Annotated in this window: 15 protein-coding genes and 1 tRNA gene; 10 read left to right on the top strand and 6 right to left on the bottom strand. The window is 54.3% G+C overall.

What is annotated here, in order from left to right; translation table 11 throughout:
* Positions 1 to 18: 18 nt before the first annotated feature.
* The 5 genes from xerD (at position 19) to lysS (ending at position 6103) form a co-directional block, all read left to right on the top strand.
* Complete coding sequence (gene xerD, locus OGV67_RS13985) at positions 19 to 915, top strand: site-specific tyrosine recombinase XerD (RefSeq protein ID WP_115614442.1); 897 nt, start codon at positions 19 to 21, stop codon at positions 913 to 915.
* 23 nt (positions 916 to 938) lie between these two features.
* Complete coding sequence (dsbC, locus tag OGV67_RS13980) at positions 939 to 1652, top strand: bifunctional protein-disulfide isomerase/oxidoreductase DsbC (protein ID WP_115614443.1); 714 nt, start codon at positions 939 to 941, stop codon at positions 1650 to 1652.
* Between the two features lie 5 nt (positions 1653 to 1657).
* Positions 1658 to 3391, top strand: a complete 1734-nt coding sequence (gene recJ, locus OGV67_RS13975; protein ID WP_049008966.1) for a single-stranded-DNA-specific exonuclease RecJ — start codon at positions 1658 to 1660, stop codon at positions 3389 to 3391.
* Between the two features lie 86 nt (positions 3392 to 3477).
* Positions 3478 to 4576 (top strand): peptide chain release factor 2 gene (gene prfB / locus OGV67_RS13970; protein WP_096753903.1). Its coding sequence is split into 2 segments (ribosomal slippage): positions 3478 to 3552 and positions 3554 to 4576, totalling 1098 coding nucleotides; the frame shifts between segments, so codons are not numbered across the junction.
* A gap of 9 nt (positions 4577 to 4585) precedes the next feature.
* Positions 4586 to 6103 (top strand): lysine--tRNA ligase, encoded by a 1518-nt coding sequence (gene lysS, locus OGV67_RS13965; RefSeq protein WP_012134993.1) that lies wholly within the window; start codon positions 4586 to 4588, stop codon positions 6101 to 6103.
* 179 nt (positions 6104 to 6282) lie between these two features.
* On the opposite strand, the gene idi is transcribed toward lysS, so the two are convergent.
* Complete coding sequence (gene idi, locus OGV67_RS13960) at positions 6283 to 6828, bottom strand: isopentenyl-diphosphate Delta-isomerase (protein WP_012134992.1); 546 nt, start codon at positions 6826 to 6828, stop codon at positions 6283 to 6285.
* A 200-nt stretch (positions 6829 to 7028) separates the two neighbouring features.
* Here idi and actS point away from each other — a divergent pair, with 200 nt between their 5' ends.
* Both actS and OGV67_RS13950 read left to right on the top strand, forming a co-directional pair.
* A complete protein-coding gene (gene actS / locus OGV67_RS13955) occupies positions 7029 to 7775 on the top strand; it encodes an amidase activator ActS (protein ID WP_058668057.1) in 747 nt (248 codons plus the stop codon).
* Positions 7776 to 7854: 79 nt separating this feature from the next.
* Positions 7855 to 7928: transfer RNA gene (locus tag OGV67_RS13950), tRNA-Gly, on the top strand.
* Between the two features lie 96 nt (positions 7929 to 8024).
* Here OGV67_RS13950 and OGV67_RS13945 read toward each other — a convergent pair.
* Genes OGV67_RS13945 through OGV67_RS13935 form a run of 3 tightly spaced genes read right to left on the bottom strand, consistent with a single transcriptional unit; the run spans position 8025 to position 10870 of the window.
* A complete protein-coding gene (locus OGV67_RS13945) occupies positions 8025 to 8720 on the bottom strand; it encodes a LutC/YkgG family protein (RefSeq protein ID WP_047461449.1) in 696 nt (231 codons plus the stop codon).
* Positions 8713 to 10140, bottom strand: coding sequence for a LutB/LldF family L-lactate oxidation iron-sulfur protein (locus tag OGV67_RS13940; RefSeq protein ID WP_047461453.1), 1428 nt, complete (start codon positions 10138 to 10140; stop codon positions 8713 to 8715). The genes OGV67_RS13945 and OGV67_RS13940 overlap by 8 nt, the downstream gene beginning before the upstream one ends.
* 10 nt (positions 10141 to 10150) lie before the next feature.
* A complete protein-coding gene (locus OGV67_RS13935) occupies positions 10151 to 10870 on the bottom strand; it encodes a (Fe-S)-binding protein (protein ID WP_024130919.1) in 720 nt (239 codons plus the stop codon).
* Between the two features lie 492 nt (positions 10871 to 11362).
* Between OGV67_RS13935 and OGV67_RS13930 the strand changes: the two genes are divergently transcribed.
* The 3 genes from OGV67_RS13930 (at position 11363) to OGV67_RS13920 (ending at position 13552) form a co-directional block, all read left to right on the top strand.
* Positions 11363 to 12916, top strand: coding sequence for an L-lactate permease (locus OGV67_RS13930; RefSeq protein WP_058668056.1), 1554 nt, complete (start codon positions 11363 to 11365; stop codon positions 12914 to 12916).
* Between the two features lie 121 nt (positions 12917 to 13037).
* Positions 13038 to 13268, top strand: a complete 231-nt coding sequence (yjdI, locus tag OGV67_RS13925) for a 4Fe-4S mono-cluster protein YjdI (protein WP_071257888.1) — start codon at positions 13038 to 13040, stop codon at positions 13266 to 13268.
* Between the two features lie 11 nt (positions 13269 to 13279).
* Positions 13280 to 13552, top strand: a complete 273-nt coding sequence (locus OGV67_RS13920; protein WP_047463941.1) for a GNAT family N-acetyltransferase — start codon at positions 13280 to 13282, stop codon at positions 13550 to 13552.
* Between the two features lie 13 nt (positions 13553 to 13565).
* Here OGV67_RS13920 and OGV67_RS13915 read toward each other — a convergent pair whose 3' ends face one another.
* Together OGV67_RS13915 and stbD are read right to left on the bottom strand one after the other, a co-directional pair.
* Entirely contained in the window at positions 13566 to 14348 is a 783-nt protein-coding gene (locus OGV67_RS13915; RefSeq protein ID WP_115614444.1) for a fimbria/pilus periplasmic chaperone, read from the bottom strand.
* A complete protein-coding gene (stbD, locus tag OGV67_RS13910) occupies positions 14314 to 15651 on the bottom strand; it encodes a fimbrial usher protein StbD (protein WP_115614445.1) in 1338 nt (445 codons plus the stop codon). The genes OGV67_RS13915 and stbD overlap by 35 nt, the downstream gene beginning before the upstream one ends.
* Between the last annotated feature and the right edge of the window lie 3 nt (positions 15652 to 15654).

Here is a 15654-nt window from a genome sequence, read left to right as displayed (position 1 = left end):
CACGCAGAGGGGCCCGAGATGGATAAGGATCTGGCGCGTATCGAGCAGTTTCTCGATGCCCTGTGGCTGGAGCGTAATCTGGCGGAAAATACGCTGAGCGCGTATCGGCGCGACTTGTCGATGGTGGTTGAATGGTTGCATCATCGTGGAAAAACGCTGGCGACGGTGCAGAGCGATGATTTGCAAACGCTGCTGGCGGAACGTATGGATGGCGGGTATAAAGCCACCAGTTCCGCACGGTTGTTGAGCGCCACGCGGCGCTTCTTTCAGTATCTGTACCGTGAAAAATTTCGTGAGGACGATCCGAGCGCGCAGCTCGCGTCGCCCAAACTTCCGCAGCGTTTGCCAAAAGATCTCAGCGAAGCACAAGTTGAGAGATTATTACAGTCGCCAGTTGTTGACCAACCGCTGGAATTACGCGACAAAGCAATGCTGGAAGTGCTGTATGCGACGGGCCTGCGCGTTTCTGAGCTGGTCGGGCTGACCATGAGCGATATCAGCCTGCGCCAGGGCGTCGTGCGGGTTATCGGTAAAGGCAATAAAGAACGTCTGGTGCCGTTGGGCGAAGAGGCGGTGTACTGGCTGGAGACGTATCTGGAGCACGGGCGCCCGTGGCTGTTGAACGGCGTGTCGATTGACGTTTTATTTCCCAGCCAGCGGGCGCAACAAATGACGCGTCAGACCTTCTGGCACCGCATTAAACACTATGCCGTGCTGGCGGGAATCGACAGCGAAAAGCTGTCGCCGCACGTTTTGCGTCACGCTTTCGCCACCCATTTGCTGAATCATGGCGCTGACTTACGCGTTGTACAGATGCTGCTTGGGCATAGCGATCTCTCGACCACACAAATTTATACTCATGTCGCAACGGAGCGCTTGCGTCAACTTCATCAACAGCATCACCCGCGAGCGTGAGTGCTGACAGGAAAGGATAGGTTATGAAAAAACGTTTTATGATGTTCACCCTGCTGGCGGCGGCATTTTCGGGAATGGTTCATGCGGACGATGCAGCCATTAGCCAGTCGCTGACTAAGCTGGGCGTGCAGAGCACGGAAATTCAGCCCGCGCCGGTTGCAGGCATGAAAACCGTGCTGACCAACAGCGGCGTGCTGTACGTCACCGACGATGGTAAGCATATTATTCAGGGGCCGATGTATGACGTCAGCGGCGCGTCGCCGGTAAATGTCACCAATCAGTTGCTGATGAAACACCTGAATGCGCTGGAAAAAGAGATGATTGTTTACAAAGCGCCGCAGGAAAAACACGTCATCACCATCTTTACCGACATCACCTGCGGATACTGTCACAAGCTGCATGAAGAGATGAAAGACTATAACGCGCTGGGGATTACCGTGCGTTATCTGGCCTTCCCGCGCCAGGGGCTGGAAAGCCAGGCCGAGCAGGATATGAAGTCCATCTGGTGCGCGAAAGACCGAAACAAAGCCTTTGATGAGGCGATGGCGGGCAAAGGCGTGAAAGCCGCCACCTGCGATATCGATATCGCCAATCATTATGCGCTGGGTGTGCAGTTCGGCGTGAGCGGCACGCCAGCGATTGTGCTGAGCAACGGCTATGTGGTGCCTGGCTATCAGGGGCCGAAAGAGATGAAGGCGTTCCTTGACGCGCACCAGAAACAGACCAGCGGTAAATAATTCGCGTGAAACAACAGATACAACTTCGTCGGCGTGAGGCCGACGAGACAGCTGAGCTGCCTGCTGACCTGCCGCCGCTGCTGCGCCGTTTATACGCCAGCCGGGGCGTACGCAGCGCGCAGGAGCTGGAGCGCAGCGTAAAAGGGATGCTGCCGTGGCAGCAGCTTAGCGGCGTCGAAAAGGCGGTTGAGATCCTCTATAACGCGTTTCGCGAGGGGACTCGCATCGTCGTCGTGGGCGATTTTGACGCGGATGGCGCCACCAGTACGGCGCTTAGCGTCCTCGGTATGCGTTCGCTGGGCTGTAACAATATCAGCTACCTGGTGCCAAACCGTTTTGAAGACGGCTACGGATTAAGCCCGGAAGTGGTCGATCAGGCGCATGCTCGCGGCGCGCAGCTGATTGTGACGGTGGATAACGGTATCTCTTCTCATACCGGTGTGGAACATGCCAGAGCGTTGGGGATTCCGGTGGTAGTGACCGATCACCACCTGCCGGGCGATACGCTACCTGACGCAGAAGCCATCATTAACCCGAATCTGCGAGATTGCGATTTCCCGTCGAAGTCGCTGGCAGGCGTTGGCGTGGCGTTCTATCTGATGCTGGCGCTGCGCACTTTCCTGCGTGATAAAGGCTGGTTTGATGAGCGTGGCATTACGCCGCCGAATCTGGCGGAACTGCTCGACCTGGTCGCGTTAGGCACGGTGGCGGACGTGGTGCCGCTGGACGCCAATAACCGCATCCTGACGTGGCAGGGGTTGAGCCGTATCCGCGCCGGAAAATGTCGCCCAGGCATTAAGGCGCTGCTTGAGGTGTCGAACCGCGATCCGCAGAAGCTGGCGGCCAGCGATTTAGGCTTTGCGCTGGGGCCGCGTCTAAATGCCGCAGGGCGGCTGGATGATATGTCCGTCGGCGTGGCGTTGCTGCTGTGTGATAACATCGGCGAAGCGCGGGTGCTGGCGAATGAGCTGGATGCGCTGAACCAGACGCGTAAAGAGATCGAACAGGGGATGCAGGCGGAAGCGCTAACCCTGTGCGAGAAACTGGAACGCAGCCGTGAAACGCTGCCTGGCGGCCTGGCGATGTATCATCCAGAATGGCATCAGGGCGTGGTCGGCATTCTGGCTTCGCGCATTAAAGAGCGCTTCCATCGCCCGGTGATTGCTTTTGCGCCCGCCGGTGACGGTACGCTGAAAGGTTCCGGTCGTTCCATTCAGGGGCTGCATATGCGCGATGCGCTGGAGCGTCTGGATACGCTGTATCCGGGGATGATGCTCAAATTCGGCGGCCATGCGATGGCGGCAGGATTGTCACTGGAAGAGGCGCAGTTTGAACATTTCCAGCAGCGTTTTGGCGAGCTGGTGACCGAGTGGCTCGACCCATCTCTGCTACAGGGCGAAGTAGTTTCTGACGGCCCGCTGAGCGTGGCTGAGATGACGATGGAAGTGGCGCAACTGCTGCGTGACGCGGGGCCGTGGGGGCAGATGTTCCCGGAACCGCTGTTTGACGGACGTTTTCGCCTGTTGCAGCAGCGGCTGGTCGGCGAACGCCACCTGAAAGTGATGGTCGAACCGGTTGGCGGCGGCCCGCTGCTGGACGGCATTGCGTTTAACGTTGATACCGCCTGCTGGCCGGATAACGGCGTACGCGAAGTTCAGCTTGCCTATAAGCTGGATATCAATGAGTTTCGCGGCAACCGTAGCCTACAGCTGATCATTGATCACCTCTGGCCAAATTGACAACAGTATATTAATGAGAGCGCGAATCCGGTAGAATTCCGCTCTTATCACTGCATTTTGACTAGTCCAATAAAAGAAATCAGACCATGTTTGAAATTAACCCGGTAAATAACCGCATTCAGGACCTCACGGAACGCTCTGACGTTCTTAGGGGGTATCTTTGACTATGATGCCAAGAAAGAGCGTCTGGAAGAAGTAAACGCCGAGCTGGAACAGCCGGATGTCTGGAACGAACCCGAACGCGCGCAGGCGCTGGGCAAAGAGCGTTCCTCCCTTGAAGCGATTGTCGACACCCTCGACCAAATGACTCAGGGTCTGGAAGATGTTTCCGGGCTGCTGGAGCTGGCTGTAGAAGCCGACGACGAAGAAACCTTTAACGAAGCCGTAGCTGAACTCGATACGCTGGAAGAAAAGCTGGCGCAGCTGGAATTCCGTCGTATGTTCTCCGGTGAGTATGACAGCGCGGATTGCTACCTCGATATTCAGGCAGGTTCCGGCGGTACTGAAGCGCAGGACTGGGCAAGCATGCTGGAGCGTATGTATCTGCGCTGGGCAGAAGCGCGCGGCTTTAAAACCGAAATTATTGAAGAGTCTGAAGGTGAAGTCGCGGGGATCAAATCCGTCACCATCAAGATTTCCGGCGAATACGCCTATGGCTGGCTGCGTACCGAAACCGGCGTTCATCGCCTGGTGCGTAAGAGCCCGTTCGATTCCGGCGGTCGTCGTCATACCTCGTTCAGCTCCGCGTTCGTCTACCCGGAAGTTGACGATGATATTGATATCGAGATCAACCCGGCAGACCTGCGTATCGACGTTTATCGCGCATCCGGCGCGGGCGGTCAGCACGTTAACCGTACAGAATCTGCGGTACGTATTACGCACATCCCGACCGGGATTGTGACGCAGTGCCAGAACGACCGTTCCCAGCACAAAAACAAAGACCAGGCCATGAAGCAGATGAAAGCGAAGCTTTATGAACTGGAGATGCAGAAGAAAAATGCCGAGAAACAGGCGATGGAAGATAACAAATCCGACATCGGCTGGGGCAGCCAGATTCGTTCTTATGTCCTTGATGACTCCCGCATTAAAGACTTGCGTACCGGGGTTGAGACCCGCAACACGCAGGCGGTGCTGGATGGCAGCCTGGATCAATTTATCGAAGCAAGTTTGAAAGCAGGGTTATGAGGAACCAACATGTCTGAACAACACGCACAGGGCGCTGACGCGGTAACCGATCTTAACAACGAACTGAAAACGCGCCGCGAGAAGCTGGCTAGCCTGCGCGAGCAGGGTATCCCGTTCCCGAATGATTTCCGTCGCGATCACACCTCAGACCAACTGCACGCTGACTTCGACGCGAAAGAGAACGAAGAACTGGAAGCGCTGAACATCGAAGTGTCCGTTGCGGGCCGTATGATGACCCGTCGCATTATGGGTAAAGCGTCTTTCGTTACGTTGCAGGATGTCGGCGGCCGTATTCAGCTGTACGTTGCCCGTGACGATCTGCCGGAAGGCGTTTACAACGAGCAGTTCAAAAAATGGGATCTGGGCGATATCCTCGGCGCGAAAGGGAAGCTGTTCAAGACCAAAACCGGTGAGCTGTCCATCCACTGCACCGAACTGCGTCTGCTGACCAAAGCGCTGCGTCCGCTGCCGGATAAATTCCACGGCTTGCAGGATCAGGAAGCGCGCTATCGCCAGCGTTACCTGGATCTCATCTCTAACGATGAATCCCGTAACACCTTTAAAGTCCGTTCACAGATTATGGCGGGTATTCGTCAGTTCATGGTGGGCCGCGGCTTTATGGAAGTGGAAACTCCGATGATGCAGGTGATTCCTGGCGGTGCGGCAGCTCGTCCGTTTATCACCCATCACAATGCGCTGGATCTGGACATGTACCTGCGTATCGCGCCGGAACTGTACCTGAAGCGTCTGGTGGTTGGCGGCTTCGAGCGCGTGTTCGAAATCAACCGCAACTTCCGTAACGAAGGGATCTCCGTTCGTCATAACCCAGAGTTCACCATGATGGAACTCTATATGGCGTATGCGGACTATAAAGACCTGATCGAACTGACCGAATCGCTGTTCCGTACGCTGGCGCAGGATATCCTGGGCAAAACTGAAGTGCCTTACGGCGATGAAGTGTTCGACTTCGGCAAGCCGTTCGAAAAACTGACCATGCGCGAGGCTATCAAGAAATACCGTCCTGAAACGGATATGGCCGATCTGGATAACTTCGACTCCGCCAAAGCGATCGCTGAATCTATCGGCATCAAGGTTGAGAAAAGCTGGGGCCTGGGCCGCATCGTAACTGAGATCTTCGAAGAAGTGGCGGAAGCGCACCTGATTCAGCCGACCTTCATCACCGAATATCCGGCAGAGGTTTCTCCGCTGGCGCGCCGTAACGACGTGAACCCGGAAATCACCGACCGCTTTGAATTCTTCATCGGCGGCCGTGAAATCGGTAACGGCTTTAGCGAGCTGAACGATGCAGAAGATCAGGCGCAGCGTTTCCAGGATCAGGTTAACGCGAAAGAAGCCGGTGACGACGAAGCGATGTTCTACGACGAAGACTACGTTACCGCTCTGGAGCACGGTCTGCCGCCGACAGCGGGTCTGGGAATTGGTATCGACCGCATGGTAATGCTGTTCACCAACAGCCACACCATCCGCGACGTGATTCTGTTCCCGGCGATGCGTCCGGTGAAATAAGACGTGAGATGCCGGATGGCGGCTTCGCCTTATCCGGCCTACGTTTTGCACCTCTGTAGGCCCGGTAAGCGTAGCGCCACCGGGCACAAAGCCGGATGGCGGCTTCGCCTTATCCGGCCTATGTTTTGCACCTCTGTAGGCCCGGTAAGCGTAGCGCCACCGGGCACAAAGCCAGTAAATTAACCCTGGTTATACTCCCGCAACAACTCACGCGCCTTGTCGTCAGACGCCTGCAACACCATCCACGGACTGAACGCCCACGGCGCCGCGCTCAATGCTTGCAGTACGGTTTCCAGGCCGCTCCACTGGTAGTCCATCACTTCATCCGGGTTTACCTGTAGCGCGCTGGTCACCTGCGCGGCGTATACCGGACAGACCTCATTTTCCACGATGCCATTCGGGTCAGTTGCCCGATAGCGAAAATCTGGATAGACGGGCGTCAGGTTGGTAATTTCGACGCCAAGCTCAAAACGGCTGCGTCGGATAATTGCCGCTTCAGTGCTTTCTCCCTGCTGTGGGTGCCCGCATACTGAGTTGGTCCAGACTCCCGGCCACGCTTTTTTACTGAGCGAGCGGCGAGTGACCAGCAATTGCCCCTGCGCGTTAAACAACCAGCATGAGAAGGCGAGATGTAAAAGGGTATCAGAGGTATGAGCCGCATATTTCTCCAGTATGCCGTCAGGATTACCCTGCTCATCCAGCAATATGACATGTTCCCCGGTCATAAAAACTCCTGAATACGAAAATAGCTGCATACTGCTGCAAGCCATATACTCTGGCAACTAGCGTAGTCTATATAGGGTGGAAAGGCATTACCAAAAGTAGCGGTGGCAAGAAGGAGATATCGTGGCACCGATGGCAATACATTGGGCATCTGGCTTTTGGCTGCTATGATAAGGCGTTTGAAATGTTGCGAGGAATAGTTTTGAGTGCAGGACGCCTGAACAACAAGAGCCTGAGTATTGTGATGCTGCTTTGTGCAGGCTTGCTTTTAGCGGGCTGCTCCAGCAATCAATCTTCTGATTCGGGTTCCGTCTATACCGTTAAGCGGGGAGATACGCTCTACCGCATTTCGCGCACGACGGGAACCAGCGTGAAAGAACTTGCCCGCCTGAACGGTATTTCCCCGCCTTACACCATTGAGGTAGGGCAAAAACTGAAACTGGGCGGCGGGGCGAAGCGTTCCGGTTCATCGCGTGCGACCACGGCGAAATCCTCTACGAAAACGGCGGCAGTCAGACCATCCTCTTCTGTGCCGCAATCTTCCTGGCCTCCGGTAGGGCAACGTTGTTGGCGCTGGCCTGCCAGCGGCAAAGTCATTTTGCCTTATTCAACGGCGGAAGGCGGCAACAAAGGCATTGATATTTCCGCCGCGCGCGGTACGCCGATTTATGCGGCAGGGGCAGGGAAGGTGGTCTATGTCGGCAACCAGTTACGCGGTTACGGGAACCTCATCATGATTAAACATAATGAGGATTACATCACCGCTTATGCCCACAACGACACGCTGTTAGTTAACAACGGGCAGAGCGTGAAAGCCGGGCAGAAAATTGCCACAATGGGGAGCACTGATGCGGATTCCGTTCGCTTGCACTTCCAGATTCGCTACCGCGCAACAGCGATTGATCCGCTGCGTTATTTACCGCCGCAGGGGAGCAAACCAAAATGCTGACGGTGAATTAATCGCCAGTCAGTGGGCAAGCACCTTGTCAATAAGAGCGTAAGGTTTATAATGCCTTACGCATCTCGAAGCGGGCGTAGTTCAATGGTAGAACGAGAGCTTCCCAAGCTCTATACGAGGGTTCGATTCCCTTCGCCCGCTCCAGCTTCAAGTTTCCTGAACTCCGCATTCAACTCCCAACAGGATTAACTGCCCGCTATTATGGCATCCGTGCCAGTAGTGCGGTCATTAACAGTCGTATCAACAATCTTCAATAATCAGATATACCGCCTTAACCGGGCCATGCACGCCGACCACCTTGATCAGTTCGATATCCGCCGTTGAGCTGGGGCCACTGATGATGTTAATACACGATGGCATGCGTTCACCGGCCTGCGCTTTCTGATGCAGTTTTTCCGCCAGTTGCGCCACGCGTGGCAGGATGGTGCTCTTGCGTAGCACGAAAATCGAGGACTCCGGCAGCAGGCTTAATGAACGCCCGCGCTCAGGCGCGGAAAACAGCACCACGCCGCCCGATTCCGTTAAGCCGTATTCGGCATACACTACGCCGACTTTCGCTTGTTCGGCCTGGGTAACATTCTCTGCTCCTCGGGCCGGGGCCCAGACCACGGCGTTGCATTCCTGTTGCAAGCGTTCGGTGATGCCCAGTTCAACCAGTCGGCTATCGCCGCTGAGCACCACCGATTTATGCCCCAGTTCTTCACACAGGCGTAACGCCGCTTCCGGCGCCTGCGCTTCGCTGGTCAGTTCGCAGCGTACCAGCATGACATCGCTCGCAAACTGGATAAACGCGTCGCAGCGCTGCTGCTGGCTAAGTTCGGTCAGTCGCTCGTTCGCATAGTTGTTAACCGGCAGCGTATCTGCCTGCGGTTCGAATCGCAGCGGGCGGCCCAGCGCCTGGGCGATGGTGTTTAAAAACGCGCTACGGTTATCCATTCTTTTTCTCCTCTGCCTGATGTTTCTTAAACCAGCTACGGAAACTCTCTCCGTCAGCATCAGGGAGATCTCGCGCCTCCATCCAGTCACCAATAGCGCCGACTTTAAGCGGCGTTTTACCGCCATTAATAAACCAGCTTGCCGCATGGGCGCCCGCCATCATCCCGACTTTCCACAGTCCTGGATGGCTGTTGGCATAAGCGAACATTTTGATCGCCCGTCGCTCGGCTTTCGGGGTAATGCCCTCTTCGGCCATCACTCTGCGATGGCGCAGGATCAGTTTTGACAGCGGAATGCGCACCGGGCAGACACTGTCGCAGGCCGTGCATAATGAACAGGCATACGGCAGATCTTTAAAATCCTTATAACCGCCGAGCAGCGGGGAAATCACCGCGCCGATAGGGCCGGGATAGATTGAGCCATAGCCGTGTCCACCAATGTGGCGGTATGCCGGGCAGGTGTTCATACAGGCTCCGCAGCGAATGCAGCGCAGCACGTCGCGAAATTCAGAACCGAGTACCTGGGAACGCCCGTTATCCACGATAACCAGATGGAACTCTTCCGGCCCGTCAACGTGGCCTGCCTCGCGTGGGCCGGTCAGCCAGGTGTTGTAACCCGTCAAACGTGCGCCAACGGCGCTGCGCGCCAGCATGGTGATCAGTACGTCCACCTCGGCAAAGGTGGGGGCGATACGCTCCATCCCCATCACCGCAATGTGTGTTTTCGGCAGCGTGGTACACATCCGCGCATTGCCTTCGTTGGTCACCAGGCACACCGATCCGGTTTCCGCCACGGCGAAATTACAGCCGGTAATACCGATTTCAGCGCTGAGGAAATCCTCGCGGATCTTCTGGCGGATGAATAAGGTCATCGCTTCTGGCGTTTCCGGGCCGTCATAGCCCAGACGTTCATGCAGTACGCGACGGATCTGATAGCGATCCTTATGGATTGCCGGAACCACAACGTGTGAAGGCGGGTCCTGATCCAACTGGAGAATATATTCGCCCAGATCGGTTTCGATCACCTGAATTCCGGCATCCTGCAATACATGATTGACGCCAATCTCTTCGGTCACCATCGACTTGGACTTCACTACCTTGCGCGCGTTTTTACTTTGTGCGACCTGTAAAATGTAGCGGGTGGCTTCTTCTTTGGTTTTGGCGAAGTAGACGTGTCCGCCGTTTTCTGTCACTTTCTCGGTGAGTTGATACAGGTAAGCGTCGAGATTACTCAGAACGTGATCGCGGATCTGGCTGGCACGGTCACGCCATTCGTCCCAGTGCCCTAACTCATCGACCATTTTTTGCCGATTCGCGCCGATACGCTCCTGCGCATTGGCCACGGCTTTGCGCATGATCGGATCTTCAATTTGCTGACGAATGCGCAGTTTAAATTCTACATCGCTGGTTTTTATCGACATCTCTTTCCCCTCAGCGGCTCATCAGCACTTCAGCAATATGCATCACTTTGACCGGCTGGCCTTCCCGTTGCAGTCGACCGCCAATGTTCAGCAGGCAACTGACGTCTGCGCCAATCAAATATTCAGGCCGGGCATCCATCAGGTGTAAGACTTTCTCTTTCACCATCTCGCCGGATATTTCGGCCATTTTGACTGAGAACGTCCCGCCAAATCCGCAGCAGGTATCCTGATCGGCAAACGTCAACAGCTCCAGCCCGCGCACGTTTTTCAGTAGCGTGAGCGGCTCTTCCTTCACTCCCAGCTTGCGGGTCAGGCTACAGGATGGGTGATAGACGGCTCTGCCCTGAAGGCTGGCTCCCACATCCACCACACCCAGTTTATTAACGATAAAGGAGGTGAGATCCTGCATGCGCGCGGCGACCTTTTCCGCACGTAACGCCCATTCAGGTTCATCGACCAGATATGTCGGGTAGCTTTTTACCGCGTAGGTACAGGAGCCAGCAGGAGAGATAATCGGGTCGTCGTTGTCTTCCAGCGCTGCGATCAGGTTTTTCATCCCAGGGATCGCTTCTTTGATGTAGCCGCTGTTGATGGCTGGCTGGCCGCAACACCCTTGCTTCTCAGGGAAATTAACGCGGCAGCCCAGTTTTTCCAGCAGCAATACGGAGTCTCGTGCCATCCGTGATTTCAGCGCGTCACCAATACAGGTAACAAAGAAATTTACATTCACAATCAATGCTCCATTGCTTCACTTCTATTTAGCCCCGATGGCAACCGGCCACCGGGTCATAAATCAATAATAAAAACGACCATTGTTTTTCGGTTTATCCTACTCTATGTTCATTTGTATGACAAAATAGAATAATCCACCAATCAATACCCATATGCAATACCCGGGTTTATTTATTTCGGCATCGCTCACATTTTTATAATGAAAACTACAGCGATGTGAACGTCCGAAAAATAGTTTCAAGTGATTACTAATTTCGTCAATATCATTATTAAACAGGTTGTTAAATAACTATTTATAGGTATCTGTCTTGCTCTTAAGTATATTTGCCTGGCATTGGATTTTAATTAAAAGATTACAATAGTTACAAAACTACAAATCATAATTACTTTATTCACTGAAGCGATTCAGTTTACATATTTCATTTGACCAGCAATGTAGCCTCCCCACCATAAATATAAATCAGGTTTAATGAACCAATCAGGAATAGTAATGAACGAATATTTTATGTTTGCCCTGGCACTCTCTCCTTTGCTGCTTATGGTATTTTTAATTCTGAAATTGAAAATGCCCATCCATTATTCAGTTTTGATTTCGTTGGCATTCACTGCCGCGCTGTCTGCAATATTCTGGGACATGCCAGTACAAAATCTTAAAGCCTCGATGGGTTATGGCGCACTGAAAGGATTATGGCCGATCGTGATTGTGATCCTCGGCGCTATATTCAGTTATAACGTCATGCAGGCGACCAAAGCGCTGGATATTCTCCGCGATATTCTCGCCAGTATTAGCGAAGATAAGCGTATTCAGGTACTGCTGATTTCGTGGTGTTTCGGTGGATTCCTTGAAGCGGCTGCCGGGTACGGTACGGCGGTCGCGATACCTATCGGTATTCTCATCGCGCTGGGATTCAACCCACTGAAGGCAGCAATTGCTTCACTTGTGGCCAACACCGTCCCCACGGCGTTCGGGGCGGTTGGTATTCCGGTCTCTATCCTGGCTGAACAGGTTAATCTGCCGGTTTACACCTTAGGCGGAACGATTATTCTGCAATTAGCCCTTTTTAATATCCTGCTGCCGTTTGTCATAATTTGCATTATTGGCGGTGGCCTGAAAGCCATTCGCGGCGTGTTCCTTATTACGCTGCTTTGCGGTATCACAACGCTTGTTCCGCAGTATTTTGTCGCCATACATCTCGGGGCAGAATTACCCGCCTTTGCCGGCAGTCTGGTCAGTCTTTTTGCCGTCGCAATTGCCAGCCGCCTGCGCAAAGGGAAAACAGATCCCGAGTGGCGCATTGAAGTCAGCCACACCCGTGAAACGACGCCGCGCTCGGCGAAAGTGCTGTTCCGGGTCGGTTCTATCTATCTGTTTATTTTTGTCTTTATTCTGCTGTGCTCGCCGTTATTCCCAACGATAAAAGCGGCGGCTTCTCAGTTGGCTTCGGTGCTGCATTTTACGCTGGCCGATGGCAAAACGCTGGCGCTGAAAGTCGAATGGGTCACCACGCCCGGAATGTTGATCATCTTTGCGACCATTATTGGCGGTTTTATTCAGGGGGCATCAGCACGCGGTATGCTGGAAGTGTTTGTCAAAACCGTGTTCCAGCTTAAAAATTCCATTGTCGCGATTATGGCGATCGTCGCCCTGGCAACGGTAATGGATCTTAGCGGTATTATCTCCACGCTGGCCCAGTCGATTGTCGATCTGACCGGAAGCTCGTACGTTTTTCTCGCTCCGGTGATTGGCGCGCTGGGAACGTTTGTTACCGGCAGCGACACCAACTCGAATATTCTGTTTGGTAAACTACAAACCATTGCCGCCAGTAAATTAAATATTGATCCAAACTGGCTGGCTGCGGCAAATACCTCCGGCGCAACGGGCGGGAAAATGATTTCACCGCAAAGTATCGCCATTGCGGTTTCGGCAACCAAAATGGAAGGACAGGCGAATCAGATAATGTCTGGCACCATGAAGTACTGCTGTGCCTATATTGTGATCCTTGGATTAAAAGTTGGTCTCTTTTATTACTGGTTTATGACTTAACGTTATTTTGCGCAACGACGACTTTTCATCAACTGGCAAATGCCTCTGTTTTCCTGTAGCCACGCCACTTTGACGGGGCTATGCTTACTAGCGAAAACATAACAATTACAGAGGCAATGTCATGGATCAGGAACTACTGGATGCGGGTTACCGGGCCTATACCGGCGAGAAAATCGATGTCTATTTCAATACGGCCATTTGTCAGCACTCGGGTAATTGCGTGCGCGGTAGTGCGAAGCTCTTTAATCTGAAACGTAAGCCGTGGATCATCCCGGATGAAGTGGATGTGGCAACGGTTGTGCATGTTATTGATACCTGTCCGAGCGGCGCGCTGAAATACCGCCAGAAATAAGTGAGGAAATGATGGAGATACTCGAAGGCCACAACAAATTTTATGTGAATGATGCTGCGGGTAATCAGGTCGCCGAAATCGTATTTGTACCGACGGGCGAACATCTGAGCATTATTGAGCATACGGATGTCGATCCCAGTCTGAAGGGGCAGGGCGTCGGTAAACAGCTTGTCGCGAAGGTGGTTGAAAAGATGCGCCAGGAGAACCGCAAGGTTATTCCGCTTTGCCCTTTCGCCAAACATGAGTTCGATAAAACGCGCGAGTATGACGATATCCGCGCCTGATGCGTTTTACCGGTCATCGCCGTGGGTTTCTGCCCACGGTATTTTCCGGCGCCCCGCTGTTTATTATCGGTTTCTCATAAACCCAGCGATTACCGTGGTCGTTGATAAGCTCGTACCTGACGGTACGACAATGTCCCACTTTCCCGGATAACGCTAGCGGTTGTGAAGACAGCGGAGCGATCATCAGCGGCGTTGCGCTGGTGTTGTCGCACGCCAGCGCTGCCAGCGTGATGTACCACGGCGTCGGGTTATTAACATAAAGCTGCGCCTCCTGCGGCTGGAATGTGAAGGTCAGCCGTTCGCCATCCTGCTCTCTCAATGGCCCAACGCCCTGTGGACGAATAAACACTTTCATGCGGATGCGCAGCGGCAGAACGAGTTTTTGCCGCGTTTTTGCGTCCTGATCGGTCATCGGCGGGATCTGGTAGATATTCAGCCAGTAAAGCGACTCCCGCTCGCGCGCTAACCCAGGCTTCTCTGCGAGCTGTAACTTTACCGTCCGAATTTCCGTTGGCTGCATTTTGAATACGGGCGGTATCGCGACGATGGGCGTGATGGTCTCAGCAGGCTGACTCAGCGGATCGCCTTCATCCGTCCAGATTTGAACCAGGGCAGGGTGCTGCGCTGAATTTGCCAGCGCCAGCGAATAATGGCTCTCTCCGGCGTTAAAAATAACGCGAGTCACTTCCGTATTGACCACGGCCCGTGCGGGAGCCGCCGTCCAACCTGTCCAGACGATAAGAAGCGTGTATGTGGGCCAGTTACTGAAAACTGACCACCACCTGGAGCTGTGCATAGACCGTTCCTGCTGTTACGTTTTCCCCCGGAATCGCTTCCAGAGAGGCGGTAAAGTCGCCGCTGTAGAGGCTGGTTGAGCCGCTGGCGGTTTGCGTGGTCAGATCCTGATAGCCGTACCAGCCGCCCGCGTTGCCCGTGGCTGTGGCTATTTGGTTGGGCAGAAGATTCAGCGCATTGCCATTTTGCTTGTCGCTGTAGAGGCGAATGCCGACGCCTGATGCAACGCCGTTTACGCCATAATGATTGTCGAGTAGCCATGTATAGGCGCCGGAACCGGTCTTGAGGCCCAACTGAGAGGCCGCATTGGCTGCGGTGGGATTGCTGACCAGGAATCCCATCGCTACATATGCTCTTAAGCTGGTGGACGCCGTCGTGCCGGACAACGCCCCGGTTTCGCATTCGACGCTAATGCTAAAAGGAGCCTGACTGCTGCCGCCGCTGATGAGTTCGCCAACGCTGGTAGGCGGTAACCTGACAATGGCAGGATAGTCGTTGACCCGGCAGGCGGCGCCGCGCACGAACACGGTCTGGCTGGTTAACGTCCAGCCGCCGGGCCACTGCGCTGCGCCCCAGCCGCTATAGTTGGTTCGGCTGTCAGCGCCCTCGAAAAGCCCTGAACTCATGCCGCCGCCGTGGAAAGCGATATAGCCTGCCGGTCCCGCGTAGGGATAGGTATAACGGTTGGAACCATCAACGCCTCTGGCGCTGTCATCAACCCGAAACAGTTCAACAAATACGTCGCTAAAGGCGCTGGCTGGGACGTAGATATAGGTGCCGTCATTGAACATTTCACTTTCCGGGATTGCGCGCGCTTTCCAGTAACGGGAGTAATATTCTCCGGTTTTTAGATTGGTCAGCCTGACCGCCACGTTTTTAACGTAGGTGTAGTAAGCGCCGTCGATTCCCGGTACGTCGACCATGCCTCCCCAGTAATCGTCGCCGTTGGTGGCGTAGTATTCATATACCTGGCCGATTTCGGAAACGGTACAGCGAAACATAATCTGATTGGCCGTGACGCCCTGCGTTCGTCCATTGGGGACGAAACTGGCAGCGGCGCTGCCCAGCAACGTGCCTTCGCTCTGAAATCCCGCCCCGTTGCTTAAGGTAATGACGCCGGGCAAGCCCAGTTTCCCTTTTACATCGCCGTCCCCCACGCCGCCCCAACTGGCGCCCACATAGCCTGCGTCTTTCGCCGCCTGAGAAAGGGGGCTGGCTGACGTGACCTTAATGCAGGCGGACAGGGCAGGATGCGCAACCATGCCGCTGAATAACAGGCCGTAAAAGAGCTGTCTGATTTTCATACG

The sequence above is a fragment of the Citrobacter sp. CK188 genome (assembly GCF_030333525.1).
GTDB classification, from domain to species: Bacteria; Pseudomonadota; Gammaproteobacteria; order Enterobacterales; family Enterobacteriaceae; genus Citrobacter_B; species Citrobacter_B koseri.
Note: the sequence above shows the minus strand (reverse complement) of the source record. Positions and strands in the feature narration are given on the sequence as shown.